Source organism: Martinezella calliandrae (assembly GCF_030272695.1).
In the GTDB taxonomy this organism is placed as follows: domain Bacteria; phylum Pseudomonadota; class Alphaproteobacteria; order Rhizobiales; family Rhizobiaceae; genus Rhizobium; species Rhizobium calliandrae.
The window spans coordinates 1-25196 of record NZ_JARFYN010000038.1 but is presented as its reverse complement, the minus strand read 5'-3'; the positions used below and the strand labels follow the sequence as shown (position 1 = coordinate 25196).

Sequence of the window (25196 nt, the reverse complement as noted above, 5' to 3'; positions counted from 1 at the left end):
ATGCGTCACACTTCGTGCGGTTGAAGACGCGCCTGCCGATTCATGGGTAACGGCGCCTTTTCCCGCACTACGCAAGGACAAAATATGTTCGATATCCATACCGTCGAAATCGAGTGGGCCGGCCGCCCGCTGAAGCTCGAGACCGGCAAGATCGCCCGCCAGGCTGATGGCGCCGTCATCGCAACCTACGGCGAGACCGTGGTTCTCGCCACCGTGGTTTCCGCCAAGGCCCCGAAGCCGGGCCAGGATTTCTTCCCGCTCACCGTCAACTACCAGGAAAAGACCTATGCAGCCGGCAAGATCCCCGGTGGCTATTTCAAGCGCGAAGGACGTCCGAGCGAAAACGAAACCCTCGTTTCCCGCCTGATCGACCGCCCGATCCGTCCGCTTTTCCCGGAAGGCTACAAGAACGACACGCAGGTCGTCGTCACGGTCATCCAGCATGACCTCGAGAACGATCCGGACGTGCTGTCCATGGTCGCGACCTCGGCTGCCCTGACCCTTTCCGGCATCCCGTTCATGGGCCCGATCGGCGGCGCCCGCGTCGGCTACATCAACGGCGAATACGTGCTCAACCCGCATCTCGACGAGATGGACGAATCGAGCCTCGACCTCGTCGTCGCCGGCACGCAGGAAGCCGTTCTGATGGTTGAGTCCGAAGCTAAGGAACTGCCGGAAGACGTTATGCTTGGCGCTGTCATGTTCGGCCATCGTGGCTTCCAGCCGGTCATCGACGCGATCATCAAGCTCGCCGAAGTCGCCGCCAAGGAACCGCGCGATTTTACGCCGGACGATTTCTCGGAGCTCGAAACTGAAATGCTCGGCCTTGCCGAAGCAGAGCTGCGCGAAGCCTACAAGATCACCCAGAAGGCTGATCGTTACGCCGCCGTCGACGCTGTGAAGGCCAAAGTCAAGGCGCACTTCCTGCCCGAGGAAGGCGAAGCCAAATACACGGCCGAAGAAGTTGGCGCCATCTTCAAGCACCTGCAGGCGAAGATCGTTCGCTGGAACATCCTCGACACCTCCAGCCGCATCGACGGCCGTGACCTGCAGACGGTTCGCCCGATCCTTGCCGAAGTCGGCTTGCTGCCGCGCACACACGGTTCCGCCCTCTTCACCCGCGGTGAAACGCAGGCGGTCGTCGTTGCCACGCTCGGCACCGGCGAAGACGAGCAGTTCGTCGATAGCCTGACCGGCATGTACAAAGAAAACTTCATGCTGCACTACAACTTCCCGCCCTACTCGGTCGGCGAAACGGGCCGCATGGGTTCTCCTGGCCGCCGCGAAATCGGCCACGGCAAGCTCGCCTGGCGAGCCATCCACCCGATGCTGCCGACGGCGGAACAGTTCCCCTACACGCTGCGTGTCGTCTCCGAAATCACCGAGTCCAACGGCTCGTCCTCGATGGCAACCGTTTGCGGCACCTCGCTGGCGCTGATGGATGCCGGCGTGCCGCTGGCAAAGCCGGTTGCCGGTATCGCCATGGGCCTGATCAAGGAAGGCGAGCGCTTCGCCGTTCTCTCCGACATCCTGGGTGACGAGGATCACCTCGGCGACATGGACTTCAAGGTTGCCGGCACGGAAGCCGGAGTGACCTCGCTGCAGATGGACATCAAGATCGACGGCATTACCGAAGAGATCATGAAGGTGGCCCTGAACCAGGCCAAGGGTGGCCGTCTGCACATTCTCGGCGAAATGGCCAAGGCCATCTCCGAAAGCCGCGGTCAGCTCGGCGAATTCGCCCCGCGCATCGAAGTCATGAACATCCCGGTCGACAAGATCCGCGAAGTCATCGGCTCCGGCGGTAAGGTCATCCGCGAAATCGTCGAAAAGACCGGCGCGAAGATCAACATCGAAGACGACGGCACGGTCAAGATCGCTTCGTCCTCCGGCAAGGAAATCGAAGCGGCCCGCAAGTGGATCCACTCGATCGTTGCGGAGCCGGAGGTCGGCCAGATCTACGAAGGCACGGTTGTCAAGACCGCGGACTTCGGCGCTTTCGTCAACTTCTTCGGCGCCCGCGACGGTCTCGTCCACATCTCGCAGCTCGCCTCGGAGCGCGTTGCCAAGACGACCGACGTCGTCAAGGAAGGCGACAAGGTTTGGGTCAAGCTGCTCGGCTTCGACGAGCGCGGCAAGGTTCGCCTGTCCATGAAGGTCGTCGATCAGGCTTCCGGCCAGGAAATCGTTGCGGAAAAGAAGAAGGATGACGCGGCCGAATAAGCCCCGCCTTCATTCAGGTTCCGGGGCGCGGAATTCGTTTCCGCGCCCTTTTTATATTGAATGCTTTCGGTCCGGCCAATTTCGCGGAAACTACGTGCCTGACCCCTCGCCCTAGCCCTCTCCCCGTTCCAACGAGGAGAGGGGCTAGGGTGAGGGGCAGAGCATGAGGTGAAAATGGCGCGCATAGCCGACGAGCGAAACCCATTCCCATGACGAGACCATGCTTATGAGCCGCGATGCCTTGAAGACCCTGTTCCACCCCTTTGCCTCCGGCACTGTTGACGTGCCCAGCGAAAGCGAACGCATCCTGTTTCTCGGAGCGGAAGCAGGCTTTTCCTTACCGGACGGTTTTGCGGCATCGCTATCCGCCGTCCAGGGATACAGACCCTTCTATCGCCAGCTTCAGGCGCAACGGATCGACGTGACGCCGGAGATCGAAGGTGAGGATTATGACGGCGCGCTTGTGCTTTGCACCAAGCACAAGGGTGAGAATGAAGATCATATCGCCCAAGCGCTTTCGCGCGTGAAGGAGGGCGGCCTCATCGTCGTGGCCGGCGGCAAGGAAGACGGCATTCAGCCGTTGCGCAAGCGTATCGAAGGTCTTGGCGTGGATGTCGGCCATATGCCGAAATATCATGGCGTTGCTTTCTGGCTTGCGCGTCCGGCCGACATCAGCACCATGGCTGCACAATTGGCAAAGCCGGCGACGCGCATCGGCGGCCGCTTCACCACCGCTGCGGGGATGTTCTCGCACGACCGCTTCGACGAAGGTTCCGAACTCCTGGCATCTCGCCTGCCGACCGATTTTTCGGGCGACGCCGCCGATTTCGGCGCCGGCTGGGGCTATCTCTCGGTAGAACTCGCGACCAAGTCGCCAAGAATCGCGCGTCTGGACCTCTACGAGGCCCACTACGAAGCGCTGGAGGCGGCCCGCGCCAATCTCCTGGAAAACTGCCCGAAGGTCGCTCAGCGCTTCTTCTGGCATGATCTGGCGAGCGAACCGATCAAGGACAAGTACGATCTGGTGATCATGAACCCGCCCTTCCATCAAGGCCATGCCGCCGAACCTTCGCTCGGCCAGGTGATGATCAAGGCGGCATCCTCGGCACTGCGCAGCGGCGGCCGCCTGATGCTGGTCGCCAATCGCGGCCTACCCTACGAACCGGTGCTGGCTGAGAATTTCCGCGAGCATGGTGAGACCTGCCGCAATGCACGCTTCAAGTTGCTGTGGGCGAAGAAATAAACGACGACGGCGGCCGATTGGCCGCCTTTTCTTTAGTGAGCCGGATCTAGCCAGCTCGGCGCGAGCGGGCATCACGTGATCGCGCAGCGTCAGGAAGTTTCTTTCGACAAGAAACCAGAGCGTAGCCATAGGGCTTGATCCCGGCCAGCGGCAGCCGCGTCGCTTCTCCGGCAGAGATGCACGAGCATGACGAGCAGAATGGCAATTGCGCGCAATATATCCGGTCCCAATGCCCGCACAGTGGTAGAGGCTTGGAGCGAGGTCGGCTCATCCAGTGGATCGAGCGGCCTGGAACTGGGATATCGCCGTCTTCCGACAAACGGATATTCAAACCGGCATCAAAACGCTCGAGCAGCTCCTGTGCCGATGGTGGGTCGCTGTAGAGGAAACGGTAGAACTCCAGCAGGGAGCGAAAGCGCGGTAGGCTTCGAAATCCTCCGGGCGAATCTTCTAAGAAAGAGACGTTCGGTGGCTGCGAAGGGTTCGGTGTCGCTGGACGTCATCGGGAATCCTCTGAAAGGATATCCTGAGGTTCAGTCCTCCCGGCCAAGGGCCGAGAGCGCAATTTAGATCAGCACTGTTACTCCGCGTCGGCTTTCGACAGCGTTTCCAATGTCGGCATCGAGGTGATGTTGTAGCCGGCATCGACAAAATGGATCTCGCCAGTGACGCCGGCCGACAGATCCGACAGGAGATAGAGTGACGAAGAGCCCACTTGATCTATGGTGACCGATTTGCGCAGTGGCGCGTTGCGCTGGTTCCAGGAGAGGATGGCCCTGGCATCGGAAATGCCGGCACCGGCGAGCGTGCGGATCGGACCGGCCGAGATGGCGTTGACGCGGATTCCGCGCGGACCGTAATCGGCGGCGAGATAGCGCACGGAGGCTTCCAGAGCCGCCTTGGCGACGCCCATGACGTTGTAGTTTGGGATGACGCGTGTCGAGCCGTTATAGGTCAACGTCAGCATGCTGCCGCCTTCGACCATCAGGTCGGCGGCGCGCTTGGCAATCTCGGTGAAGGAGAAGCAGGAGATCACCATGGTCCGCGTGAAATTATCGCGCGTGGTGTTGGCGTAGAGGCCCTTCAGCTCGTTCTTGTCGGAAAAGCCGATGGCGTGGACGATGAAATCCAGCTTGCCCCAACGCGCTCTGATATTCTCGAAGACGGAATCGACAGAGGCGATATCTTCGACGTCGCAAGGCAGAAGAAAATCCGAGCCGACTTCGGCTGCGAGCGGCTTGACGCGTTTGCCGAGCGCCTCGCCCTGAAATGTGAAAGCCAGTTCAGCGCCTTCGGCTGCAAGCGCTTTTGAAATACCCCAGGCAATCGAATGATTGTTTGCGACGCCCATGATGAGGCCGCGCTTACCCTGCATGATTCCGGTCATTGCCTTATCCGTTATAGCGCTGGAATACGAGCGTGGCGTTGGTGCCGCCGAAGCCGAAGGAATTGGAAAGTGCCGTGTCGATCCTGGCGTTGTCGATGCGCTTGCGCACGATCGGCACACCTTCGAATTCCGGGTCGAGTTCAGTGATATGAGCGCTTTCGCCGATGAAGCGCTCTTGCATCATCAGGATCGAGTAGATCGATTCCTGCACGCCGGCTGCGCCGAGCGAATGGCCTGTCAGCGACTTGGTCGACTGGATCGGCGGGATCTTGCTGCCAAAGACTTCGCGAATCGCGCCAATTTCCTTGCTGTCGCCCACCGGTGTCGAGGTGCCGTGGGTGTTGATATAATCGATGTCGCCCTTCACGGTGGCGAGCGCCTGGCGCATGCAGCGCACCGCCCCCTCGCCCGAAGGCGCCACCATGTCGTAGCCATCGGAAGTGGCGCCGTAACCGACAATTTCGGCATATATCTTGGCGCCGCGCGCCTTTGCGTGTTCCAGCTCCTCCAGAACCAGCACGCCGGCGCCGCCGGCAATGACGAAGCCGTCGCGCTTAGCGTCATAGGCGCGCGAAGCGGTCTCCGGATGATTCTGGTTAAAGTCGGAAGACATGGCGCCCATGGCATCGAAGAGATTCGACATGGTCCAGTCGAGATCCTCGTGGCCGCCGGCGAACATGAGGTCCTGCTTGCCCCATTGGATCATCTCGGCGGCGTTGCCGATGCAGTGCGCCGAGGTCGAGCAGGCGGACGAAATGGAGTAGTTGACGCCGTGGATCTTGAACCAAGTCGCAAGCGTTGCCGAGGCGGTCGACGACATCGACTTCGGAACGGCGAAGGGGCCGATGCGCTTCGGGCTGTTGTTCTTGCGGGTGATATCGGCGGCTTCGATCAGCGTGCGGGTCGACGGGCCGCCCGAGCCCATGATAATGCCGGTGCGTTCATTGGTGATCTCGCTCTCTTCGAGGCCGCTGTCGGCAATTGCCTGCTTCATGGCAACATGGTTCCAGGCGCCGCCTTGCGACAGGAAGCGCATCGCGCGACGGTCCACCAGATCGGTCGTGTCGATCTTCGGCGCCCCCCAAACCTGGCATTTGAAGCCGTGTTCGGCGAAATCGGAGGAAAAAGAAATGCCGGACTTGGCTTCGCGCAGCGAGGCAGTCACTTCTCGAGCATCGTTTCCAATCGAAGAGACAATCCCCAGACCCGTAACAACTACCCGTCTCATGTCGATGACCTTTTCTAAAACGTCTCTTTTGTGAAGGCGGCAGTGCCGCGGTTCAGGCAGCCTTGTCCTTCGACAGGCCTACGCGCAGGTCTGTCGCCTGATAAATGACCTCGCCGTCGGCCTTCAGCCAGCCGTCGGCAGTGCCGAGGACGAGGCGGCCGCGCATGACGCGTTTGAAATCGATGCCGTATTCGAGGAGCTTCGTGTCCGGACGAACCATGCCCTTGAACTTCACTTCGCCGGTCGACAGTGCCATGCCGCGACCCGGTTCGCCGAGCCAGCCAAGGAAGAAGCCGGTGAGCTGCCACATGCCGTCGAGGCCGAGGCAACCCGGCATGATCGGATTGCCGGCGAAATGACAGGGGAAGTACCAGTCATCGGGACGCACGTCGTATTCGGCGCGAATATAGCCTTTGTCGAAGGCCCCACCGGTTTCGGAAATATCTGTAATGCGATGGACCATCAGCATCGGTGGCAGGGGAAGCTGTGCGTTGCCCGGGCCGAACAGTTCGCCGCGGCCGCAGGCCAGGATTTCCTCATAGTTGAAGCTGGATTGTCTCGTCGTCATAAAAATTCCGTTTCCCCCACAAGGATGCCGATGAATGTGAAGCTTTAGTGCAAGATCGACAGAAAATGAAGCGCAAGCATGACGCCCAATTCCACCATCCGATCTTACACACTTCACTGTTATGTGGTGGTCGCATACAGGAAGGCTAGGGCTGCTGCCAGAGGCAAATGCGCCAAGAACCTATTTTTACGGCTTTCAGCTGCCTTCCCACTCCATTGAAACTATTGAAAGCAATCTCCTCAAAAGTTATATGGCTTAGTAAAGATTTACTAGGATCAGGAATCTGGAGTTCCCTGAATGGCGGTAGAGCCCGAAATTGCCATCGAAACCAGGCTCCGCAGCGCGGGCCTGAGGCCAACCCGCCAGCGCGTCGCGCTCGGAGATCTCCTCTTCGCCAAAGGCGACCGTCACCTAACCGTCGAAGAACTGCATGAAGAGGCAGTCGCGGCCGGCGTGCCGGTTTCGCTCGCCACCGTCTACAACACCCTGCATCAGTTCACGGAGGCCGGCCTGATCCGCGTGCTCGCCGTCGAAAGCACCAAGACCTATTTCGACACCAACGTTTCCGACCACCACCACTTCTTCGTCGAAGGCCATAACGAAGTGTTGGACATTCCGGTCAGCAATCTGACGATCGACAATCTGCCGGAGCCGCCGAAGGGCATGGAAATCGCGCATGTCGACGTCGTGATCCGCCTGCGCCGCAAGCAGCGGTAAGGCTGGGCAATAGGCAATAGGCGATAGGATTGTCTTCTAGCCATTTGCTATTGCCTACCGCCTAATTCGTACCGCCTCCCATTACATCACGTCATCGGGATGCCGGCCGGGCCTATGATGGTAAGTCGGGAAGGTCCAGCCGAACCAGAGCGCGCCGCCACGGACCGCGAAGGCTGCGGCAACTCCGATCGCGGCGGAGGCGTAGAGCGGCATCATCGTCTCGTTCGCAGCGGTAAAGACGCTGGCTCCTACCAGCGCCGCAGTCACATAGATTTCCGGCCGCAGCAGCACCGAGGGTTCGTTTGCCAGCAGGTCACGCAGGATGCCGCCGAAAGTCGCCGTTAGCGCACCGGTGACGATCGCTACCGTCGGCGAGCCCGTCGCAGCCATGCCCTTAGCCGCACCCATGACGCAATAGGCGGACAGACCGACCGCATCGAGCCAGATCAGCAGCCGATAGCGCGATTCGAACAGATGCGCGGTGAAGAAGACCAGCACACCGACGACCGCGCAAATGATGATATAGGTGGGGTTCACCACCCAAAAGACCGGCACGCGGCCGAGGATGATATCCCTGAGCGTGCCACCGCCGATACCGGTGACCGCCGCAAAAAACAGGAAGCCGATCAGATCGAGCTGCTTGCGCGAGGCCGACAGCCCGCCGGTCGCGGCGAACAGAGCGACGCCGACGTAATCGAGAAACGAAAGAAGCGACATTCGAGGCTCCAGAAGAGTGCCGGCAGGTTTTTCGGAGGAGTGAATCACGGCGGCAAGGGCCGCGCAAGCAGGCAGCTATAAAGATGCCGCAGCGGTCGCCGCCACGCCGGCGGCCGTCCCTGCGCTTTCAAGAGGAAATACCCCGTGAAGTCCCTGCTGATCGTGATCCTGAATCTCATCGCGCTCGTGATCATGCCCGTGGTGGCGCAAGCGCAGCAATCGATCGTGCAAGATCCCGTCGCCTTCGAGAAGGAGCACTTCACCAAGCGCTGTGGGGGCCAGGCGAGCTTCGGGGACGGCTTTGCCACGGAACGGGACATCAACAACGATACGTTGACCGACATGGTGATCAACGAGGGCGAAATCACCTGCAAGGGGGAAAAGGGGCCTGACTGCACCGACGAGGGCTGCCCTTACAACTTCTACATCCATGTCGCCGAAGGCGGCTTTATTCTCGTCGCCACCGCACAAATCTACGGCTACGATTTCATCCAGCGCTTCGGCAACATGGTGCTGGTCATGAAGATGCACCCGCACTACTGCGATCGCGCCGATGGCGGCCATTGCGAGATTACCGTCCGCGTCCGCGGCGTGAAATTCGTCACCGTGTCAAAAAAGTAAACGCTACGCACCCCTAGTAGGATCCGGCCACGCGACTACGGGCCCGGATAGAGGGCCGAGGTGCGTCCGGCGGCGTAGTAGCCAACGAGACCGATCCATTCGCGGATGCCGGTCGCCAACAATTGTGCGTTCAGCGACGGCTGGGTGAAATCGAACCCAAGCGTTTCCTTGCCCGTGCTGCGGTAATCGACCGGCCAGGGGACGATATCGATGCCTTGCTTGCGGAAGATGCCCACGGAGCGCGGCATATGGAAGCCGGACGTGATCAGCAGACAATCGGAAAGTCCGTTCTTGGCCAGCAACTCCTTCGTGTTGACGGCATTTTCGAAGGTGGTGCGCGACGTCGTGTCCTCGATGAGCCGGGACTTCGGTAGGCCGAGAGCAACAAAGAAGCGCTCGGAAATCACGGCATCGCCCTCGTAGTTGCCACTGATCGAGCCGTCGCCGCCGGAGACGACGACGCGCGCCTGCGGAAACTTCTGCGCTAGCCGCAACGTCTCGATGAGGCGGTCTCCGGCCGAATCGAGCTCATAACCGCCCCGCGCCGTCGTCACTTCGTTCTGCGTGGCGCCGCCAAGAACAATCATGCACTTGAGTTCGGCGGGATCACCAGTCGGATGCGGAAAACGTTCCTCCAGCCCCTGGACGATATAGGCGCCCGTCGTCGTGTAAAGCGCGACAAACAGGATCAGGACTGAGAGAAACGTCGAGACGATAGCGATGAAGCGCTTGTGAAGAAGGCTGGCGATAAGCGCCAATACGCCGAAGAAAAAAGCCAGTGAAAGCGGCTGACCAAAAATCCATACGAGTTTGGAAAAAACGAACAAGATATATCCTCGGGCATGTCGAGCCGGAGCTCTTTGGAGCATTCGCAGAAAACGATGGGTTTCTAACTAGCAGATTTTTTTGCGCTGCAATGTGGCTAATTCGGTGGGTGCGGGAGGGAAATGGTGCGGAGCCTAACATGGAAAGGTGTCGTCAATCTCAAGATAATGCTGGGTGCTGGCGGGTTGAGACTACAATTACTTCTGTGCGAAGACGCGTCCCGAACCCGATTTCAGATATCGGACGCGACTGCCTTGGATTCATCGCAACAGGCGACATAAGTCTTGATCGACCGTGAGCATATTTCGAGGTATGCGGCAAATCCTTGGCATTGTGCTTTGCCAAGCGGTCTTAAGATCGCCAGTGACGCCGATATAGTGACAGCCCAGGAACTCGTGGCTTGCGAGGATGTAGACGTATTACATGTGCAGGCATGATAGAGTGTCCGCCAATCAATGCAACTACCGCGCGCTCAGAACTGGGTTGTTTGCCACAGAGCAAATTTCAAAAAATGAGAAAATAACTCACACCGAGCAAAGAGGTCCGCTTACGCTGCTACGCAGCTTCAGCGGTAAAGCCTTCGTTTGCCGGCCTGCCGAGCCAAAGCTCGGTGAGCGAAGGCTGGTGGAGCTAAGCGGGATCGAACCGCTGACCTCTTGCATGCCATGCAATGGGTCAATCGGCTACCGAGAAATATCGGGAGCCATGGATGTCCCGAAATCTCTTTAATTTCAACGAATCTCTGCTACCATCCGCGATGAATAGATATCAAGATTCCCATTCTGTGCTTCCCTGGTGCTTCCCCGATGGCAAAAAAAGAACCTCCTATCAACTCCGCGATAACCGCTGAGATTACCCTCAATCTGCTTAAGCGGGTTGAGCCAGGCGAGAGCGAATATTTTGTGTCCGATACCAGCGCGACAGGTTTTGCGATCCGAGTTCGGCCAACTGGCTCGATGTCCTACGTAGTCCTCTATCGGTATGGGGGCGGCCGTGATGGCGCGGCTCGGAAATACACCATCGGCAGCACAAAGAAGGTCACCCCGGATGAGGCAAGACGCCTTGCGAAATCGGTCTTGGCCGAAGTTGTGCAGGGCAAGGACCCGGCGAAGGAGAAGAGCGCCGAGCGATTGTCTCCGACATTCGACACGCTCAAGGACGACTATCTGCTATCGGTCGACGCGAAAAAGAAGAGTTCAACTTATAAGCTCTACGCTCATTGGCTGGGCATCGCTTCCGAGACGCTTGGCCGCAAGAAGGGCAAGGATGTTGGCAAAGGGGATATCGAAAAGCTGCACGTCTCGTTGAAGGACAAGCCGATTACGGCAAATAGGGTCCTATCCACGGTCAGCTCAATGTACACTTGGGGCATCGACGTCAAAGCCCTGCCAAAGATGGAGAACCCGGCCGCCGGCATTACGAAATATCCGGAAGACAGCCGCGAGCGATATCTGACAAGCGAGGAGTTGGGGCGTCTCGGCGATGCCATCCGTGAGGCTGAGACGGGCGGTATCCCGTGGGACCCAGATCCGAAGAAGCAGGTGAAGCATGCGCCAAAGACTGAGAACAGGCGCATCAAGATTGATGCCTTTGCCGCCGCCGCGCTTCGTCTGTTCATTCTGACAGGCGCCCGCCGCGGCGAAATCCTCAAACTTAAATGGTCCAATGTAGACCTGCAGCGCGGCCTCCTGTTTCTCGATGACAGCAAGACGAGGAAGAAAACCGTCATCCTCAACGGTCCGGCACAGGTCATTCTTGCCGAGCTGCCTAAGGTGGGCCCCTACGTCATTCCGGGCGAACCGAAGGTTCTCGAAGACGGCAAGATCGAGCATCGCCCCCGTTCCGATCTGAAGAGACCTTGGCACCACATTCGCAAACGCGCTGGCCTCGATGCGGCGGCCGAAGATCCAAGGCTCAGGGTTCGCATCCACGACTTGAGGCACACCCATGCATCGGTCGGCGTAGAGGCAAACCTCAGCCTTCAGATCATCGGCAAGCTCCTTGGACACACCCAGATGAAAACGACAGAGCGGTATGCGCATCTTGCTGACGATCCGAAGCGCCGCGCCTCCGATCTCATCGGTTCGAAAATCGTCGATGCCATGGGCGACCGGCCGCGGCGAGAGAATGTACATCCATTGCGACCGGGAAAATCCTGATCGCGACCATACTGCAGGGATAGGGGGCACCCGACAAGCCGGTCAGCACCACCGGTTTCCCTGCGGCTAAGCTGGTGCATCGCAGGTGCACGATGACATTAGATTTGAAAGCGGCTCAAGCCGCATCGGACCGCTACGAGCAATGCCAAGCTCTGATTGATCGGGTCGAAGAAGGGATGCTGACTCCTCCGGAAGCGCAGAAGGAAGCTGACCGGCAAGGTCTCGGACGACTCGAAAGTTTTGCCGACAAGAGCCGCTTTCCAGTGGCGCACGAGCCTGTATGGTCACCTGTCATGGCCATGGCCTGGATGTTCTGGCGCGACTATGACCTTGTCACTGATTTCTATGACCCCTATCGAAAGTCGTGCCTTGTCTGGCGAACAGTCCCTCGGGAGCAGAACGTGCCCGGTCGCCCTCCGCTTCGACCGCGGCCTGAGCAATGGTACCTCGGCGCGATGTCACCGGCGTCTCTAAGTGGGCTCAAAATCGCTGCTGATAGGGAAAATCGCGTAGGCCGGTTCAATCACTTCCCAGATTTTGTGAAAGGGAAGGCGGAATTCTTTACCGCATTGTACAGCGACAAAATCGCTGCAACGGGCATACGGGCAACCACCGGCGAACATGAGCGCATCGAGTCCTTTCGATGGGCAGTGCTTGATTTTGTCGAGCCGGGGCGACCGTTGGCTAACGATGCCGGCTCTGGTGGCTTGCGGAATTTTCGGTTCGTAGAAAAACACAAGCCGGATGAGGTCTATTATTCGGACGTGCATCTATCCCGATCGGATATCGAACGGGAGTGGCGTGCTCAGATGACTGAACCCGTCCAACCTCAGGAGACGCCCAGTCCCCCGCTAAGTCAGCGCCCTGCGGGCAAGCAGCAAGTACGAGATGCATTCCACGCCGCGTCCGGTTTCTTCAAGTCGCGTGGTCTCTTGATGTGGAGCAAGGACGAAGCAGAAACTGATCTACCCAAATTATTGAACGCCAGCCGGACTAACATTCGTGAGGTTTTCGCCGAAGACGACTTCAAAAACCTTTTCTCTGGCGGAAGAGGGAAGCGAGGGCCTGTAAATCAGAATAGAACCAATGAGTTAGAAGAGTTTCGCCAGTTTTTTACGTCGGCGAATATGCGAAAATAGACGGCGAAATTTCAGTCGGCGACCTTTCAGTCACGGAACATCTCTTCCGGTAGCTGAAAAGGAACAAACATGGCTGACGCAGCAAATAGTGAACGTCGGATGCTTCGCACGAAGCAAGCGGCGACTTACGCCAATCTTTCGGAGGGGATGCTAAGGAAGCTTCGCTTGATTGGCGGTGGTCCCGAATACATCAAGCTCGGCCGAGTCGTCGTCTACGATCCTAATGATCTTGAAAAGTGGATCGCGGCAAACCGTCGTCGCGCTACCTCGGTCGCGGCGTGAGGTGCGGCCATGATCAAGATGGAAAACCCGGCAGCGCTGGCAGGCGCTCACCGGGTTCAGGAAGTCAAAGCTTTTTCCAGCAGCGTCGACGTCCTGAACCGTACCGAAACCCACTTCGAATTTCAATCTGAATTGCTGGCGGTCAAGTCCGTCATGCGTCGCTTCCGCGTGTCCTTCTGGCACGCTCAGACGATCTGCCGGCTTTCTGGCCTGGGAGGTCGAGCATGAGCAAGCTTAAGATCAAAGTCCGTAAGGTATCTGACGGCTCGGAAATGTTCGTCCATGGCCGAGAAGCCCAAACGATGCAGTTGCTGATCAAGAACGGCGATCAGGGTATTTCCTCCCTCCATCACCCTGGCATTCGTCTTTCTCATTACATTTTTAAGTTGCGTAGCTACGGATTTCTCATCGAGACCGTGAACACCCCCCATAGCGGCGACTTTCCGGGGCACCACGCGGTCTACCGCTTGAAGTCCGAGGTGATGGTTCTTCAATGCGATGATCGGAGGTCCGCATGACGGACGCCTCCGAAAACCCGAACACGGTCGCCGCCGCACAATGGCTTGCTGATCAAAAGGAGCAGCCCGCAAAGGCGGTTCCGACCATCCGTGAACGTTTCTCCCTTTCGATGAAAGAAGCCTGTGAGGCCTGCGCCCTGGCGCAGAAATACCGCACGGCTCGGAGGGCGTTCGGCTGATGAGCACGCCATCAATTTCTCAAGACGGTTATATTCCGGAGTTGGAACAGGAAGTGCTCGGTACGCTCCTGTCATCCGGAAATCTTAAGCTCGTCTCCGGCACGCTGCGGCCGGAGCATTTTGTCGAGAACCTGCATCGGCGGATATTCGAACGCATGCAGGAAGCGGATAGCGCCTATGGCAATGCCGGTCTGCCGGTCGTGTACAAACTCTTCAGCAAGGAAGAGCAGGACGCGGTAAAAGGCCGACTCGGCATTGGTCTTTCGGAATACCTCGCCCGCTTGGTCGGTGGCTGCGTGCGTGGCGTGCCCGGCCTTCGGACCAGCATCCAGGCAATGCTTCAGCAGTGGGCAAGAATTTCACTCGGGAATCAGGCCGCTGTCGTGCAGGCGGCCGCCGCCGATCCGGCAACCCACCCGGCAGAGCTTATCCGCTCTCTCGGTCGGACGCTCGACGACATTGGTGCCGCACTCCGGACTGGCAAGCGCAGCAAGACCCGCTTCACGATGGCCGAAGCCTCCGAAGCAGCCGTCACGGCGATTGAGGATGCCAGGACGCAGGGCAACGGTTTGACCGGCATCACTTGGGGTCTCGCCGACGTCGATCGCGCGACGGGCGGCCTCCAGCGGGGCGAAATGACGGTCCTTGGTGCTCGGCCGGCAATGGGCAAGACCGCCATCGGGCTCGGCGTCGGCATCAAAGCCGCGGCGGCTGGCGTCGGCGTCGGCTTCATCTCGCTTGAGATGGGCGCTCGCACCCTGGCAATGCGGGCTCTCAGCGACATTGCCTTCGATCGGTTCGGCCGGGTCGAATATTCTGACTTGATGGCCGGGCGCGTCAATGACGCCTCCATGGAGCATGTCTATGCCGCACAGGCCGTGCTTTCGGGGCTGCCGCTGCAGATCGAGGACGCGTCGGGCCTCGCGATCAATGACATCCGCGTGAAGTTCGAAAGGATGGCCGAAATCGCCGAGAGGGCCGGCACACCGATCGAGGTGCTGATGGTCGATTATCTGCAGCTCGTCGCGGCGTCGTCGCGATATCAGGGCAATCGGACGCACGAAATCACGGAAATCTCCGCGGCGCTCCGGAACATGGCCCGAGAGTACAATGTCGCGCTGTTGGCCCTGTCTCAGCTTTCCCGCCAGGTCGAAACCCGCGAGGACAAGCGGCCGATGTTGTCGGACCTCCGCGAATCCGGCTCGATCGAGCAGGACGCCGACACGGTCATTTTCTTGTATCGCGAGAGCTATTATTTGGCGCGCGAGAAGGCCAAGACCGCCGACGACGAATTCGAGCGCAGCGACAAGCTCCTCGAATGCCAGAACCGTCTCGAATTCATCATCGCCAAGCAGCGCAACGGCCCGACCCGGACCGTCGACCTTTTCGTCGATATTGCCTGCTCCGCGGTCCGCAACGCTGCGAGGTCGTAATGGCGCAATATCCCTCTCTCCCGCTGTTCACCGACGCCTATATTGCGGACACGCAGCACCTGACCAACGAGGAGCATGGCGTCTATCTTCGGCTCCTGATGTTCGCCTGGCGGACCGCCGAATGTGGCCTTCCCGACGACGACCGCCGGCTCGCTTTGATGGTCGGCGTTACCCCCAAAAAGTGGGCAACGTTGAAGCCGGTCGTCATGGGCTTCTGGACCCTCCGGGAAGGACTTTGGACGCAGAAAAGGCTGACGGCCGGGCGCGAATTCGTTGAGCGAAGTCGCGAACAAAAACGCGCCGCTGGATTTGCATCTTCGAACGCTAAGGCATTGAAAAAGAACAATACCATCCCAACGGCTGTTGTAACGGAAGTACCAACGGAACGGGTAACGGAAGTGCCAACAGAACGGCAACAATCCATATCCATATCCATAAAAGATAATAATTCCCGCAAAACGAGTTCGCGGGACGGCGCTGAAAATGGCCTTTCCGAAGCCAATATTCGAGAGCCGAAAAAGGACCTGATCGCCACCGAGTTCGAGGAAAAGTTCTGGCCGGTCTATCCCCGGAAGGTCGATCGCAAAGACGCCCTCGCAGCCTTTCGGAAGGCACGGATGAAGGTTCCCCTCGACACTATCGTCACGGCGGTTACCGCATTCGCAATCGAGGCCAGGGGCAAAGATCCTCAATACGTCAAGCACGCGGCCAGATGGATCAACGCCTGCAGTTGGGAAAACGTCGCGGGCGCAGTCGCCATCGAGACGAGCGAGAAGTGGGCAGCTCGCCTGCAGAGCGCCCGACGCCAGCGCCGATGGTCAACGCGCGAGTTGGGGCCATTGCCCGGAATGACGGGCTGTCGCGTCCCTGTTCACCTGCTCGAACCCGGCGACGGCGACGGATGGACCGAGATGGAGCGTGGAGCATGAGCGAGCGAGTTCCACCGATTTTCATCCGCCCCGCCGAGCGCATCGGAATTCGGGAAGCCTGCCAGCACACCGGAAAGACAGATCGGACGATTCGGACGTGGTGCAAACGCTTCGGCATTGGTCGTGTGCCCATGTCCGGCGGAGCGCTCGTCATCTCTCTGCCCGCCCTCAACATGGTGATGCAGGACGACCCGGAGGCGCTGGAACTACTTCGTGCTGGAGACCGAACAAATCCACTTGTCCGCCGACATTTTACTGAAACGGGGACAGCGGAAAGCTGACTTGTTCTGTGTCGCCGATTTCCGCGCATTTCCGAGGGTCTGTTGGGCCCCGGCTAAGAATGCGATTCTGTCTGCGACGCAACAGGAGACGCTAATGCCCCGAAACGGAAGCGGTGTATTTTCATTACCACCCGGCAGCACATTCACGCCAAATACGCTCATTCAAAGCGGGGTCGTCAACGGCATCTTCGCCGACCTCGCTACGGACGCCAACACGCCTCGCCCGATCGTTGCTGGCGGTCATGGTGCATCGGATGTCGTGAACGCCAGAATAAATCTTGGTATCCCGTGGGCGCTGATTCAGGTGTCGACATTTTCCGGGGTGGCTGCCGTTGATTTTACAAATCTTTCCGCATATCGGCGGCTGCGTATCCATGGGGTTATCATTCTATCTGCCCAAAGCGATATTTATTGGCGCTCCAGTACAAACAACGGCAGCACATTTGACGCCGGTGCATCCGATTATAGCGCACAAATTATTTCTGCGACCGGTTCTGCTACTGCAGCATTGCAGCAAACTGCATCGTCATATGCTCTCATTTCGAATGCACTTACCTCTTGTGGCGTCGATCTGCTTGTGGAGGAATTCAATGTCTCTTCGGGAGGGGCCCTTGGCCTCTCAAGCACCACAGACTTCAATGGTGGCGCGACTACCATTTATGTGCAGCGCGGCGCGCAATTTCGAAACAGCACCACCCCTAGAAACGCAATCCGCATCGGTCCCGTAGGGGCGGTGACGCTTTCCGGAACTCTAGCAATAGAAGGAATGGTAAGTTGATCATAATCAATAAAGATGGCGCTGATATCGTTCTTTCTCCGGACGAGGAGGCTACGTTCAATGAAGCCACTCCTGAACCATTTGTTGAGGTCACCTCCGTGTCAGCGCGTCAATTCAAGCTGCAGCTCCTCGCGGCCGGCCTCCTCGACCAGGTAGATGCTTGGGTAAAAACGCAGGATCGGGCAACGCAGATCGCCTACGAATACTCCGGCTCTTTCGTCAAATCGTCGCCGATGATGCAGCAAGGCTTCGCCGCCATGGTTTTCACGTCCCAGCAAATCGACGACTTCTTCACTGCGGCGGCGAAGCTCTAACTGGATGACGGGAGTAAAACGAACCCAAGGAAAAGCTGCCAGTTGAAGGCGTTTTGCCCCTTGTGTTCTTTCATTGGAGATTGCCATGAACTGCAATACTGCCGGGAAGACCGACCGGCGAGAACGTCGGGTTCCGGTGATGCTCCGAGGCGCGACTGTGATGGAAGGTTTTCGCGAGAGCTTGTTTGATGCCGCCAACCGTGCCGGTATGACGCCGAACGAGTTTTGCCTTCAGGCGGCGGCTGAAAAGCTCAAGCGCGCAGGTCGCGATTTCTCTGGTGTTTTCCAACCTGGCGATATCGCGGAGGTGCGCTAATGCCGTCAATTGGCAGAATCCCCCCGAGTGTCCCGCAACAGGCGCTATCTGCGCTCCGCCAGCAATATCCCCAATTCAACGCCATGTCCGATCAGGACTTGGCGAATGCGTTTCATGCGTTGCCTCAGGGCTTCCAACTGGATCAGCCGGCTACGCAAGGAGCGGCGTCCCAGATTCCTGCACCTCCACCGGGATTTACGCTTGATCAGCCGCAGCAAGGGACAATGGCAGCCCTTCCGCCGCTTCCTCCTGGCGCTACGCTCGACGTTCCCGCTGTATCAGGTCAAACCGAGAATTTTCCGGTTAGTTCAAATGCTGCGCTCCCACCGTTGCCAGCAGGAGCCACGCTTGATCAGCCTGCCGGCAATCAAGGCGGCTTGACGACAAATAATGCTGTTCGCTCAGTTGCAACCGGCGTTCCGGTCGTCGGCGGTCTGCTCAACCGCATGGACGCAGGTACGAACGCCCTGCTTTCGTATGCCCTGAATCCTCTGTTCGATGAACAAGACCAACTGAAAGGGTCGATTGGCGATCGATATCAGCAGTCGCTTGATATCCAAAACGGGACAGATCAGGCATTCCATGCCGAGCATCCATATGTTGACACCGGGTTGCAGGTGGCTGGCGGTGTGGCGGCTACCGCTCCCGTCGTGGCCGCGGCGCCCGGCTTGTTTGGTCTTGGCCAAGGATCTCGCCTCGCGAAAATTGGGGCTTCCATGCTGTCCGGCACCGGCATCGGCGCCGCCGACAGCGGGGTGCGGTCGGATTTCGATCCAAAGCAGACTGCGTTGGGCGCTGGTGTCGGTGCCATGGTCGGCGTTGCTGCGCCAGTGATTGGCAATGCTATCGGTTCGGCGGTACGGAGCTTCACGACCTCGCCCGATGCTGTTTCCGGCCTATCCGGGCCAGCCCAGCGCTATTTGCAAGAAGCAATGGCCAATCCGGATAAGGTTGCGCTGCTTCGAGACGCTCTCTCGCGTATGGGCGATGATGCAACATTGGCGGACGTTTCTCCGGAATGGCTCGGAGTGGCTCGTGGGGCGGCAACTCAGCCCGGAATGCGTGACGCTATCGTCACGCCGCTGACCGAGAGAGCACAGGGTGCAAATGCGCGCCTCGCGGCAGCCATCGACGAAAATCTCGGCCCCAATGTCGTTCCATCCGAGGTAGAGGCCAATATCGCCGGAAATCAGCAAGCCGTTGGCCCGGCCTATCGGCAAGCATTTCAAGGCGCCAGCCCCTACGATGTTCAACCGATAGCCGACGCCATTGATGCCGATATCAACCGGCTTCGCGGACCGGCACAAAATGCCCTTCGCCAGGTGCGCGGCATGCTGAATGTGAATGGCACAGATCAGCTTTCGAGCGATCCGCGCGTCATGTTCGAGACCCGTCAGGCGATCGATGGCATGCTGTCGAACGAGCAGAACGTCAAGGCGATCAGCGCTCTGACCGAGGCGCGTCAGATGCTTGACGACGCGCTCACCCGGGCGGTTCCTCAGATCAAGGAACCGGACGCGATGTATGCCGAACTGGCTCGCCAGAATGACGCCGTATCTCGGGGCCAGCAGGTACTCGACAGCGGCCGGACCGCGCCGCGGCCTTCGGAATTGGTTCAGGAAGTCCAGCAGGGCGCGCAGCCGCAGGGAATGCAGATTGGACCATCCGCAGTTCCGTTTCGCCTCTCACAGGGCGCACGGGCTGAAATTGACCGCATCGTCGGCACAAACACCAATGACGTTGCGAGAATGAATCAGCTCATCAAAGGCGAAGGTGATTGGAACCGAGCTCGGCTCGCTACGCTGTTTGGTCAGGATAAGGCGGATCGCCTGTTTCAGGTTCTGGAAAACGAAAAGGCCTTCGCTGATACCACCAATCGCGTTACGCGCGGCTCGGATACAGCGATGGCCAACCGCTTTGGCAACATGCTCGATAACGTCTCAAGGACAGCGGAAGTGCCCGCCGACACCACCATGACCGGCCTTGGCCTGAAGGTAGCGCACAAGGCTGTCAGGAGCGTTTTGGATGATCAGGCCGAACGGGCAGGATCTAGGTTCGCGAATGAGTTAGGTAGCCTTTCGGTGGCACAGGGCGCGCAGCGTGACGCACTGGTAGCGGCTCTCGCCAATCGTGCCGGCGTCCCGATGTCAGATCCGCGCATCGCTGCCTTGGTTGCGGCGATGACGCAACAGGGCGGTCGCCAGCTTACTTCAGGTTACGGAAATCTCGGGAGATGACACCGAAACAGCCGATCATGAGCGTCGATCCGAACAGGGCGCCGAGGACAAACTCTAGGCCCATGTATCGCAAGAACCACGTCATGGCGCCCATAATGACGGCGAAGACGACAAAGCAGACAGCGATCAGCAGGTTCATTCGATCGGAAGACATGATGGCCCGCGCACAAACGGTGAAAGGTCTACAATAAATGGCACTTTGCTCGAACAATATCAATTCGGTTGCGGAAGCCGTCTCCTTGATCATGGCGCTGAAGGCTGGTGGTCGCCAGGACGATGCTACCAAAGCTTCCATGGATCGTGCCCTCGATGTCATTGACCAGGCCGAGTGCCGTGGCGCGAACGACGCTGTGGCGTTGCTTTGCCTCTCTCGAACGCTTCTGAGCCAAGCAATCGAGGCGGTCATGGATGACGAAGACACCCGGGCAACTGCCGTCTTCTACGCTCGGGCCTACCTCACCAAAGCAATAGCCCATCTCGGGACGGACCACGCTCTCCAGACCGGCGGCGCACGCTTGAATTGATCGGAGCCGGTACATGACCTCCATTCGTCAAAGGTTGGAAAAGATCGAAGCCGCTATAAAACCATCGGTGCGACGAACATTCTTTGTGCTCGCTGACGAGCACCATACGGATACCGACATCGCCAAGTGTCTTGCGTCCCACGGCTATTCGCTGCTCGATAATGATTTGCTGATCATGTGGAGAAGCATCGGGCCGGGCGAAGTGATGACCGAGCCCGAATTGATGTCGGCAACCGTCCACTGAAATCAATCAGGAAATATCATACATGGCGAAAGTAGGCGGTGCGAGGCCGGGAGCGGGAAGGAAAAAAGGATCGCTGAATCAGCGCACCGTCGAGCTTGCCGCGGATATCCTCGGATCGGCAAAATCGCCGCTGCAGTACCTTCTTGATGTGATGATGGACGAAGAGGCCGAACAGAAACGCCGAGATTGGGCAGCGGAACGCGCGGCCGCCTTCCTGCACCCGCGACCGGCCCCAATTCCTCGCGCAATCACGTTTCCCATGAAGCAGATCGAAAGCGCGAAGGATATCCCCGCGGCGATTGCGGGTGTGCTCGGTGCCGCCAGCAAAGGCGAGCTGTCACCGTCTGAGGCGCAGAGCATTGTCGCCATCATCGACAGCCACAGGAAGGCGGTAGAGGCAGGCGAGATAATGGATCGGCTGGAAGCTCTCGAAGCTGCGATAGCGAAACGTTGAGATCGGGTTGGATATGAGCAAGATCGATGACATCAAAACCTCGGATTCTGCAATTGGTGCCTTGGCCGATTGGGAAGAAGGCCTGACGCATCGCGAGATCCGATTTGTGCGAGAATACTTAATCGACCTCGATCCGAAGCGAGCGGCGATCGAAGCCGGATATAGCAAAACCGTGGCGGCTTCCAAGGCTTACCAGTGGGTAAGCAATGGTAAGGTGAAGCCGCATGTTTTCGCAGCGGTGCAAAGCGCCATGAAGGCGCGGGCAAATCGCACTGATATTACGGCAGATCGCGTCTTGAAGGAACTCGCCAAAATTGGGTTTGCAGACATCCGCCGTGCTGTGACTTGGCAGACAAGCTTGATCACCGAGGAAGACAATCCGGATGGCGGCGACGTCGCGGTGATCAAAAACATCGTGACGAACAATGTTCAGCTCATCGCCAGCGAGGATATCGACGACGAGACGGCGGCCGCAATTGCCGAGATCAGCCAGAATGCGGCCGGTGGCCTAAAGATCAAGCTTCACGACAAGCGTGCAGCCCTCGTCGACATTGGCAAGCATCTCGGAATGTTCGTCGAGCGCACCGAGAACGTGAATACGAATTTCGTCGTCAGCGCGCAGCCTGTGACTGAAGAGGAATGGCTGGCGCAGCACAGCGGCAAGCACTGATGACTATGTCACTTCGCTGATTCTACTCGCAGCCCTTGCAACGGCGATAACTGAATCTTCCAACTGGCCAATACCAGGTCGCGAACTGCATGTGCTAGTTCGTAGGACGGAGCGCCAAGCGCCGACATAGGTAGGGTAGGAGGCGGATTTGGCGCGTGATCTGGGACACTGCGGCCTAGATTAACCATGGCACTCTCAACTCCACGGTCTTCCACGATACTGAGTGTTCCCCAATACAGGCGCCAAAAAGCTATACGATCCTGTTCCCACTTGACGGGATCTGTTTCCGTCGCGAGCCCCGCTGCTATGTCCACCGCCTGGAAACCCACCTCTAATTGTTTTTCCAGAAACGGCCTTTGATTCGCCTACTGTTGCTCTGCAATACGGCTTTCGTTCGCATGCCGCTGATCAATTAAGTATTTTAAGCCCCCAAACCCCAGGGTGACGAGGGTTAAAAGCCACGGAACTACAACAGCAATCGTCAAGCTGCTGGTCTTTGCGTCGCTCATGCCCTTGCCCTCTCTGAATTTCAGCCTTGCAGAACAAGGTTGTCAGCAGAATCCAATCGCCTCGGATTGACTGCCGTCTACCACCGAGGTCGAGCTAGATCTGCTGCGAGATTATTAGGAGATACTAACGCATTGGTTGGGGCGTGTCGAAGAATTGCGTGTACCCCTTTAGAGGTAGGCGCCGCACTGTTTGCCGCCGCGTACGAGCATGGCCTTGAGAGCATCATCGCCAAGCGGACCGATGCGCCGTATCACTCCGATCGCCGCGGCGATTGGATCAAGGTCAAATGCGTCCAGAGCGATAGCTTCATGATAGTTGGTTACGAACCGTCGGCGGCGGCAACGGCGGCGATACGGGCCATACCCGCGCCTACAGTAAGGTGACCGGCCCCAATACTGGTCGACCCGCTCAGCGGCGCACACTCGGGGGGGCGTTCGGAGCGTCAGCAAATGATATCTCTATTCTGCTGCAGAACATGACGTTCGTGAGCGGCGCTCGCTACAAGATCCAGGCAGAATTCGATGGTTGGTCCGGGGCGATCTACTCGAACAACTGCGATACGAGATAGAAGTGGCCGCCCATACTATCTATAACGGGCTCCGACACGTTGTCATCGGACGGGAACAATCTTCCGCCTTCACCATAGTTCTCTCCAGGTTTACGCGGCTGCCCATTCATTAATCGGTTTCGGAATTCTGCGGACCAACTGGCGGGCGGAGACGCAATCTGATCCGTTTCATCATAGATCAAGTCGAATTCCGTGCTTGCTCCGCCGAAACCGCCGGCTATTTCTCCCCATCCCCAATTGATAAGCACGGGATGGCCGTGAGCGGCAGCGCTGTCTTCCACATCCTTAAGAAAATCGGACTTATGATATTCAAAGCGCACGCGGTCAGGGGTGGCGCCAAAATAAGCAAAAGCGATCACTGGCATAGCGCCAAGAAATGGCGCGACCACTACTGACAGCATCCGCCGCCAACGCAACTTTATCGCATTCGAGACGATGAAAAAGAGCCATACGAACGGGGCAATGAGCGTCGGGCCTAGCCACAGCAAATCGCCTTCCAAATAGAGCTCGTATGCAAAACTTATCCCGTTGAGGACGTCAACGTAGAGAACAAACAGAAAAGCCCAGAGTATATAGGAGAACTTGAATTCATCCCGAGGCGGGGATGTTGTGCGGGTAGCTAAATCAGACAAATATCTTCTCTTTCCTTCCGACGAGTTGGATCACACGGACTTGTGCAGGAGCGTCTCAGAGAAACAATCAGCGGCGTCTTCAAGCAGGCTGACATAGTCCGTTTTTATTCCGGTCCTCAGTGAATTCGGCGCGATGCAGGATCATCCCTGTTCGGTTCCGTCTCCCGTCCGTCCAGGGTGACGCGATTGCCCGGGAAATATCTTCAAGCCGTTTATTATGCCTATGCCTATCCCAACATTTAGCATTACCAACGGGCCGGCGACCCAATCGCTTGGATATATGGATATCGCTACATATGACGCGATCCAGAGTAAGATAAAATATCTCCAGGTGATCCACGCCCGGTGCAATATATGTCTGATGCCAAGATTTTTCGTCTTATCGATCATTGCGGCGGCTTCTCCTCTTTTTCCTCCGGACGGCTCGCCCAATCGCGCAGCATCCTAAAGGTCGCCCACATGGGAACGGCAAAAGCCAAAATTCCGAAGTAGCAGGCGTAGTAGACGTTAGAAAACGGGCCACGGACCCCCATTATCATTTCACCGTTCATGCACCGAAGGTCCGCGCATCGGGTGTAATAAAATATCACCGTCAGGCCGTTCCAGAAAACTAGCATAGCCATCCCGCCCAGTAGCGCCTTGCCGAGTGCCTCAAGATCGGGCAGTGGCCCAAGCTCCACATTGCTCACAGGATCCATGCCGATTTGGATCTTTCGCAAGAGGACAGCTAGCAGGATGAATATGATCGTTGACGACAGTTGCGCGAGCAAGAGCGTCACCAGCGGCCCCATCGGAGGCGCCCAAAGATATACCGTCCCGGTAACGGTGAAAGCCGCAAGAGCCGCACAACTGAGCAACGATCCCCATGTGAGCCCTGTGCGTGTGATCAGCGCACGCAGGAAAGAAAATGTCCCTATGCTGGTTGCTAACCAGGCGGCCGGGCCTATCACCCAGGGCAAAGATAGATCGTATGCCGATTGTCTTGTAATCAGGGATATTACCGCTGCGGGGCCTATCACAAATGCGCTGAGGTATCCCCAGACGACCGACGGCCCGTACGACTTACCCTTACTGGAACGTTTCCTGACCTTTTTCCGCACTTGGCTTTTCCTTTGGGACCGGGCGGGAACGCTCAGTTTGAAACGTCGGGCTTGCTCGCATGATCGGGGTCATAGTCAAATGCCCGCAGAGCCACGGGGAAATAGAATTCGCCATAGCCCGGCTCATAATGGCTTATCGTTTTAATGAATTTTCCAGTGGTCTGGTCTATCCAAATATCGATAGACGCTTTCCACGAGTGCCTGCTCCAATTGGCGATGTAGTGGAAGGTCGGCACTCCGGCCACGTCTTCAGCCCCGACCTCATAGCAAAGCGTGAATACGGGAGTATGGGTTTTGTCGTTTGAACCGCGCCGGGTTTGCCGGAGGCTCCAACTCGTGAGAAAGTGGAGCCGATATGAGCAAGACGACCAACAAATTTTCACCTGAAGTTCGTGACCGA

Annotated in this window: 33 protein-coding genes and 1 pseudogene; 22 read left to right on the top strand and 12 right to left on the bottom strand. The window is 58.0% G+C overall.

The annotated features are described in order from the left end of the window. The first annotated feature begins 84 nt into the window (after positions 1-84). Both pnp and PY650_RS24530 read left to right on the top strand, forming a co-directional pair. Positions 85-2223, top strand: coding sequence for a polyribonucleotide nucleotidyltransferase (gene pnp, locus PY650_RS24535; RefSeq protein WP_285882200.1), 2139 nt, complete (start codon positions 85-87; stop codon positions 2221-2223). A 226-nt stretch (positions 2224-2449) separates the two neighbouring features. Beyond that, complete coding sequence (locus PY650_RS24530) at positions 2450-3466, top strand: class I SAM-dependent methyltransferase (protein WP_285882199.1); 1017 nt, start codon at positions 2450-2452, stop codon at positions 3464-3466. A gap of 580 nt (positions 3467-4046) precedes the next feature. Here the strand turns inward: PY650_RS24530 and fabI are convergent. Genes fabI through fabA form a run of 3 tightly spaced genes read right to left on the bottom strand, consistent with a single transcriptional unit; the run spans position 4047 to position 6649 of the window. Beyond that, the gene (gene fabI / locus PY650_RS24525) at positions 4047-4853 is read right to left on the bottom strand and encodes an enoyl-ACP reductase FabI (protein WP_285882198.1); all 807 of its coding nucleotides are present in this window, start codon (positions 4851-4853) and stop codon (positions 4047-4049) included. A gap of 4 nt (positions 4854-4857) precedes the next feature. Next, entirely contained in the window at positions 4858-6081 is a 1224-nt protein-coding gene (gene fabB, locus PY650_RS24520) for a beta-ketoacyl-ACP synthase I (protein ID WP_285882197.1), read from the bottom strand. A 52-nt stretch (positions 6082-6133) separates the two neighbouring features. Further along, on the bottom strand, positions 6134-6649 hold the full coding sequence (gene fabA / locus PY650_RS24515) for a 3-hydroxyacyl-[acyl-carrier-protein] dehydratase FabA (protein ID WP_120702581.1): 516 nt from the start codon (positions 6647-6649) through the stop codon (positions 6134-6136). A 297-nt stretch (positions 6650-6946) separates the two neighbouring features. Here fabA and irrA point away from each other — a divergent pair, with 297 nt between their 5' ends. Next, positions 6947-7366 (top strand): iron response transcriptional regulator IrrA, encoded by a 420-nt coding sequence (irrA, locus tag PY650_RS24510; RefSeq protein WP_285870792.1) that lies wholly within the window; start codon positions 6947-6949, stop codon positions 7364-7366. Between the two features lie 81 nt (positions 7367-7447). Here irrA and PY650_RS24505 read toward each other — a convergent pair whose 3' ends face one another. Continuing rightward, positions 7448-8083, bottom strand: a complete 636-nt coding sequence (locus PY650_RS24505) for a trimeric intracellular cation channel family protein (RefSeq protein WP_285882196.1) — start codon at positions 8081-8083, stop codon at positions 7448-7450. Between the two features lie 144 nt (positions 8084-8227). Between PY650_RS24505 and PY650_RS24500 the strand changes: the two genes are divergently transcribed. Beyond that, positions 8228-8704: a hypothetical protein gene (locus tag PY650_RS24500; protein ID WP_285882194.1), complete on the top strand. Its 477-nt coding sequence runs from the start codon at positions 8228-8230 to the stop codon at positions 8702-8704. A gap of 35 nt (positions 8705-8739) precedes the next feature. Here the strand turns inward: PY650_RS24500 and PY650_RS24495 are convergent, their stop codons facing one another. Next, on the bottom strand, positions 8740-9531 hold the full coding sequence (locus PY650_RS24495) for a YdcF family protein (protein WP_285882193.1): 792 nt from the start codon (positions 9529-9531) through the stop codon (positions 8740-8742). A gap of 804 nt (positions 9532-10335) precedes the next feature. Here PY650_RS24495 and PY650_RS24490 point away from each other — a divergent pair. From PY650_RS24490 to PY650_RS24445, 10 genes are all read left to right on the top strand, one after another. Beyond that, positions 10336-11688: a site-specific integrase gene (locus PY650_RS24490; protein ID WP_285882192.1), complete on the top strand. Its 1353-nt coding sequence runs from the start codon at positions 10336-10338 to the stop codon at positions 11686-11688. A gap of 92 nt (positions 11689-11780) precedes the next feature. Further along, a complete protein-coding gene (locus PY650_RS24485; RefSeq protein ID WP_285882191.1) occupies positions 11781-12827 on the top strand; it encodes a hypothetical protein in 1047 nt (348 codons plus the stop codon). A gap of 69 nt (positions 12828-12896) precedes the next feature. Further along, positions 12897-13109, top strand: coding sequence for a helix-turn-helix domain-containing protein (locus PY650_RS24480; protein WP_285882190.1), 213 nt, complete (start codon positions 12897-12899; stop codon positions 13107-13109). Positions 13110-13118: 9 nt separating this feature from the next. Continuing rightward, entirely contained in the window at positions 13119-13337 is a 219-nt protein-coding gene (locus tag PY650_RS24475) for a hypothetical protein (protein WP_285882189.1), read from the top strand. Then, positions 13334-13627, top strand: coding sequence for a winged helix domain-containing protein (locus PY650_RS24470; RefSeq protein WP_285882188.1), 294 nt, complete (start codon positions 13334-13336; stop codon positions 13625-13627). The genes PY650_RS24475 and PY650_RS24470 overlap by 4 nt, the downstream gene beginning before the upstream one ends. Further along, positions 13624-13806, top strand: coding sequence for a hypothetical protein (locus PY650_RS24465; RefSeq protein ID WP_285882187.1), 183 nt, complete (start codon positions 13624-13626; stop codon positions 13804-13806). The genes PY650_RS24470 and PY650_RS24465 overlap by 4 nt, the downstream gene beginning before the upstream one ends. Next, positions 13806-15239 carry a replicative DNA helicase gene (locus PY650_RS24460; RefSeq protein ID WP_285882185.1) on the top strand — a complete coding sequence of 478 codons (1434 nt, stop codon included), beginning with the start codon at positions 13806-13808 and terminating at the stop codon, positions 15237-15239. Before PY650_RS24465 ends, PY650_RS24460 begins: the two co-directional genes overlap by 1 nt. Beyond that, positions 15239-16168, top strand: coding sequence for a DUF1376 domain-containing protein (locus PY650_RS24455; protein ID WP_285882184.1), 930 nt, complete (start codon positions 15239-15241; stop codon positions 16166-16168). The genes PY650_RS24460 and PY650_RS24455 overlap by 1 nt, the downstream gene beginning before the upstream one ends. Then, entirely contained in the window at positions 16165-16449 is a 285-nt protein-coding gene (locus tag PY650_RS24450) for a hypothetical protein (RefSeq protein ID WP_285882183.1), read from the top strand. The genes PY650_RS24455 and PY650_RS24450 overlap by 4 nt, the downstream gene beginning before the upstream one ends. 94 nt (positions 16450-16543) lie before the next feature. Then, on the top strand, positions 16544-17227 hold the full coding sequence (locus tag PY650_RS24445; RefSeq protein ID WP_285882182.1) for a hypothetical protein: 684 nt from the start codon (positions 16544-16546) through the stop codon (positions 17225-17227). Positions 17228-17328: 101 nt separating this feature from the next. On the opposite strand, the gene PY650_RS37180 is transcribed toward PY650_RS24445, so the two are convergent. Further along, positions 17329-17628 (bottom strand): hypothetical protein, encoded by a 300-nt coding sequence (locus PY650_RS37180; protein WP_349644513.1) that lies wholly within the window; start codon positions 17626-17628, stop codon positions 17329-17331. Here PY650_RS37180 and PY650_RS24435 point away from each other — a divergent pair. Together PY650_RS24435 and PY650_RS24430 are read left to right on the top strand one after the other, a co-directional pair. Continuing rightward, positions 17627-17857, top strand: a complete 231-nt coding sequence (locus tag PY650_RS24435; RefSeq protein ID WP_285870807.1) for a hypothetical protein — start codon at positions 17627-17629, stop codon at positions 17855-17857. The two genes, PY650_RS37180 and PY650_RS24435, sit on opposite strands and share 2 nt — an antisense overlap. Before the next feature lie 105 nt (positions 17858-17962). Beyond that, a complete protein-coding gene (locus tag PY650_RS24430; protein ID WP_285882181.1) occupies positions 17963-18238 on the top strand; it encodes a hypothetical protein in 276 nt (91 codons plus the stop codon). Between the two features lie 20 nt (positions 18239-18258). On the opposite strand, the gene PY650_RS24425 is transcribed toward PY650_RS24430, so the two are convergent. Further along, the gene (locus PY650_RS24425) at positions 18259-18543 is read right to left on the bottom strand and encodes a hypothetical protein (RefSeq protein ID WP_285882180.1); all 285 of its coding nucleotides are present in this window, start codon (positions 18541-18543) and stop codon (positions 18259-18261) included. 30 nt (positions 18544-18573) lie between these two features. Between PY650_RS24425 and PY650_RS24420 the strand changes: the two genes are divergently transcribed. After that, the gene (locus PY650_RS24420) at positions 18574-20094 is read left to right on the top strand and encodes a hypothetical protein (RefSeq protein WP_285882179.1); all 1521 of its coding nucleotides are present in this window, start codon (positions 18574-18576) and stop codon (positions 20092-20094) included. Here the strand turns inward: PY650_RS24420 and PY650_RS24415 are convergent. Then, positions 20063-20248 carry a hypothetical protein gene (locus tag PY650_RS24415; RefSeq protein ID WP_285870809.1) on the bottom strand — a complete coding sequence of 62 codons (186 nt, stop codon included), beginning with the start codon at positions 20246-20248 and terminating at the stop codon, positions 20063-20065. The two genes, PY650_RS24420 and PY650_RS24415, sit on opposite strands and share 32 nt — an antisense overlap. A gap of 37 nt (positions 20249-20285) precedes the next feature. Here PY650_RS24415 and PY650_RS24410 point away from each other — a divergent pair, with 37 nt between their 5' ends. The 4 genes from PY650_RS24410 to PY650_RS24395 are packed head-to-tail and all read left to right on the top strand — an operon-like array spanning position 20286 to position 21986. After that, a complete protein-coding gene (locus PY650_RS24410; RefSeq protein WP_285870810.1) occupies positions 20286-20618 on the top strand; it encodes a hypothetical protein in 333 nt (110 codons plus the stop codon). A gap of 13 nt (positions 20619-20631) precedes the next feature. After that, a complete protein-coding gene (locus PY650_RS24405) occupies positions 20632-20862 on the top strand; it encodes a hypothetical protein (RefSeq protein ID WP_285882178.1) in 231 nt (76 codons plus the stop codon). Between the two features lie 22 nt (positions 20863-20884). Beyond that, positions 20885-21316, top strand: a complete 432-nt coding sequence (locus PY650_RS24400; RefSeq protein WP_285882177.1) for a hypothetical protein — start codon at positions 20885-20887, stop codon at positions 21314-21316. Between the two features lie 13 nt (positions 21317-21329). Next, positions 21330-21986 carry a terminase small subunit gene (locus PY650_RS24395; protein WP_285882176.1) on the top strand — a complete coding sequence of 219 codons (657 nt, stop codon included), beginning with the start codon at positions 21330-21332 and terminating at the stop codon, positions 21984-21986. A gap of 365 nt (positions 21987-22351) precedes the next feature. Here PY650_RS24395 and PY650_RS24390 read toward each other — a convergent pair whose 3' ends face one another. Beyond that, positions 22352-22495 carry a hypothetical protein gene (locus PY650_RS24390; protein WP_285882175.1) on the bottom strand — a complete coding sequence of 48 codons (144 nt, stop codon included), beginning with the start codon at positions 22493-22495 and terminating at the stop codon, positions 22352-22354. 177 nt (positions 22496-22672) lie between these two features. Between PY650_RS24390 and PY650_RS37690 the strand changes: the two are divergent. Further along, positions 22673-22849, top strand: a pseudogene (locus tag PY650_RS37690) (non-homologous end-joining DNA ligase); the annotation flags it as partial. A 187-nt stretch (positions 22850-23036) separates the two neighbouring features. On the opposite strand, the gene PY650_RS24380 reads toward PY650_RS37690, so the two are convergent. The 3 genes from PY650_RS24380 to PY650_RS24370 all read right to left on the bottom strand — a co-directional run. Next, the gene (locus PY650_RS24380) at positions 23037-23696 is read right to left on the bottom strand and encodes a hypothetical protein (protein ID WP_285882174.1); all 660 of its coding nucleotides are present in this window, start codon (positions 23694-23696) and stop codon (positions 23037-23039) included. A 386-nt stretch (positions 23697-24082) separates the two neighbouring features. Then, on the bottom strand, positions 24083-24487 hold the full coding sequence (locus PY650_RS24375) for a hypothetical protein (RefSeq protein WP_285882173.1): 405 nt from the start codon (positions 24485-24487) through the stop codon (positions 24083-24085). A gap of 341 nt (positions 24488-24828) precedes the next feature. After that, on the bottom strand, positions 24829-25196 hold a 368-nt coding region (locus PY650_RS24370), incomplete at its 5' end, for a hypothetical protein (protein ID WP_285882172.1).

Excerpts from the sequence above, each read along its gene's own strand:
- pnp (WP_285882200.1), top strand. The coding sequence starts at position 85 with ATGTTCGATATCCATACCGTCGAAATCGAGTGGGCCGGCCGCCCGCTG.
- PY650_RS24530 (WP_285882199.1), top strand. The coding sequence starts at position 2,450 with ATGAGCCGCGATGCCTTGAAGACCCTGTTCCACCCCTTTGCCTCCGGC.
- fabI (WP_285882198.1), bottom strand. The coding sequence starts at position 4,853 with ATGACCGGAATCATGCAGGGTAAGCGCGGCCTCATCATGGGCGTCGCA.
- fabB (WP_285882197.1), bottom strand. The coding sequence starts at position 6,081 with ATGAGACGGGTAGTTGTTACGGGTCTGGGGATTGTCTCTTCGATTGGA.
- fabA (WP_120702581.1), bottom strand. The coding sequence starts at position 6,649 with ATGACGACGAGACAATCCAGCTTCAACTATGAGGAAATCCTGGCCTGC.
- irrA (WP_285870792.1), top strand. The coding sequence starts at position 6,947 with ATGGCGGTAGAGCCCGAAATTGCCATCGAAACCAGGCTCCGCAGCGCG.
- PY650_RS24505 (WP_285882196.1), bottom strand. The coding sequence starts at position 8,083 with ATGTCGCTTCTTTCGTTTCTCGATTACGTCGGCGTCGCTCTGTTCGCC.
- PY650_RS24490 (WP_285882192.1), top strand. The coding sequence starts at position 10,336 with ATGGCAAAAAAAGAACCTCCTATCAACTCCGCGATAACCGCTGAGATT.
- PY650_RS24485 (WP_285882191.1), top strand. The coding sequence starts at position 11,781 with ATGACATTAGATTTGAAAGCGGCTCAAGCCGCATCGGACCGCTACGAG.
- PY650_RS24480 (WP_285882190.1), top strand. The coding sequence starts at position 12,897 with ATGGCTGACGCAGCAAATAGTGAACGTCGGATGCTTCGCACGAAGCAA.
- PY650_RS24475 (WP_285882189.1), top strand. The coding sequence starts at position 13,119 with ATGATCAAGATGGAAAACCCGGCAGCGCTGGCAGGCGCTCACCGGGTT.
- PY650_RS24470 (WP_285882188.1), top strand. The coding sequence starts at position 13,334 with ATGAGCAAGCTTAAGATCAAAGTCCGTAAGGTATCTGACGGCTCGGAA.
- PY650_RS24465 (WP_285882187.1), top strand. The coding sequence starts at position 13,624 with ATGACGGACGCCTCCGAAAACCCGAACACGGTCGCCGCCGCACAATGG.
- PY650_RS24460 (WP_285882185.1), top strand. The coding sequence starts at position 13,806 with ATGAGCACGCCATCAATTTCTCAAGACGGTTATATTCCGGAGTTGGAA.
- PY650_RS24455 (WP_285882184.1), top strand. The coding sequence starts at position 15,239 with ATGGCGCAATATCCCTCTCTCCCGCTGTTCACCGACGCCTATATTGCG.
- PY650_RS24450 (WP_285882183.1), top strand. The coding sequence starts at position 16,165 with ATGAGCGAGCGAGTTCCACCGATTTTCATCCGCCCCGCCGAGCGCATC.
- PY650_RS24445 (WP_285882182.1), top strand. The coding sequence starts at position 16,544 with ATGCCCCGAAACGGAAGCGGTGTATTTTCATTACCACCCGGCAGCACA.
- PY650_RS24435 (WP_285870807.1), top strand. The coding sequence starts at position 17,627 with ATGAACTGCAATACTGCCGGGAAGACCGACCGGCGAGAACGTCGGGTT.
- PY650_RS37180 (WP_349644513.1), bottom strand. The coding sequence starts at position 17,628 with ATGGCAATCTCCAATGAAAGAACACAAGGGGCAAAACGCCTTCAACTG.
- PY650_RS24430 (WP_285882181.1), top strand. The coding sequence starts at position 17,963 with ATGCGTTTCATGCGTTGCCTCAGGGCTTCCAACTGGATCAGCCGGCTA.
- PY650_RS24420 (WP_285882179.1), top strand. The coding sequence starts at position 18,574 with ATGCTGTCCGGCACCGGCATCGGCGCCGCCGACAGCGGGGTGCGGTCG.
- PY650_RS24415 (WP_285870809.1), bottom strand. The coding sequence starts at position 20,248 with ATGTCTTCCGATCGAATGAACCTGCTGATCGCTGTCTGCTTTGTCGTC.
- PY650_RS24410 (WP_285870810.1), top strand. The coding sequence starts at position 20,286 with ATGGCACTTTGCTCGAACAATATCAATTCGGTTGCGGAAGCCGTCTCC.
- PY650_RS24405 (WP_285882178.1), top strand. The coding sequence starts at position 20,632 with ATGACCTCCATTCGTCAAAGGTTGGAAAAGATCGAAGCCGCTATAAAA.
- PY650_RS24400 (WP_285882177.1), top strand. The coding sequence starts at position 20,885 with ATGGCGAAAGTAGGCGGTGCGAGGCCGGGAGCGGGAAGGAAAAAAGGA.
- PY650_RS24395 (WP_285882176.1), top strand. The coding sequence starts at position 21,330 with ATGAGCAAGATCGATGACATCAAAACCTCGGATTCTGCAATTGGTGCC.
- PY650_RS24390 (WP_285882175.1), bottom strand. The coding sequence starts at position 22,495 with ATGAGCGACGCAAAGACCAGCAGCTTGACGATTGCTGTTGTAGTTCCG.
- PY650_RS24375 (WP_285882173.1), bottom strand. The coding sequence starts at position 24,487 with ATGGGGCCGCTGGTGACGCTCTTGCTCGCGCAACTGTCGTCAACGATC.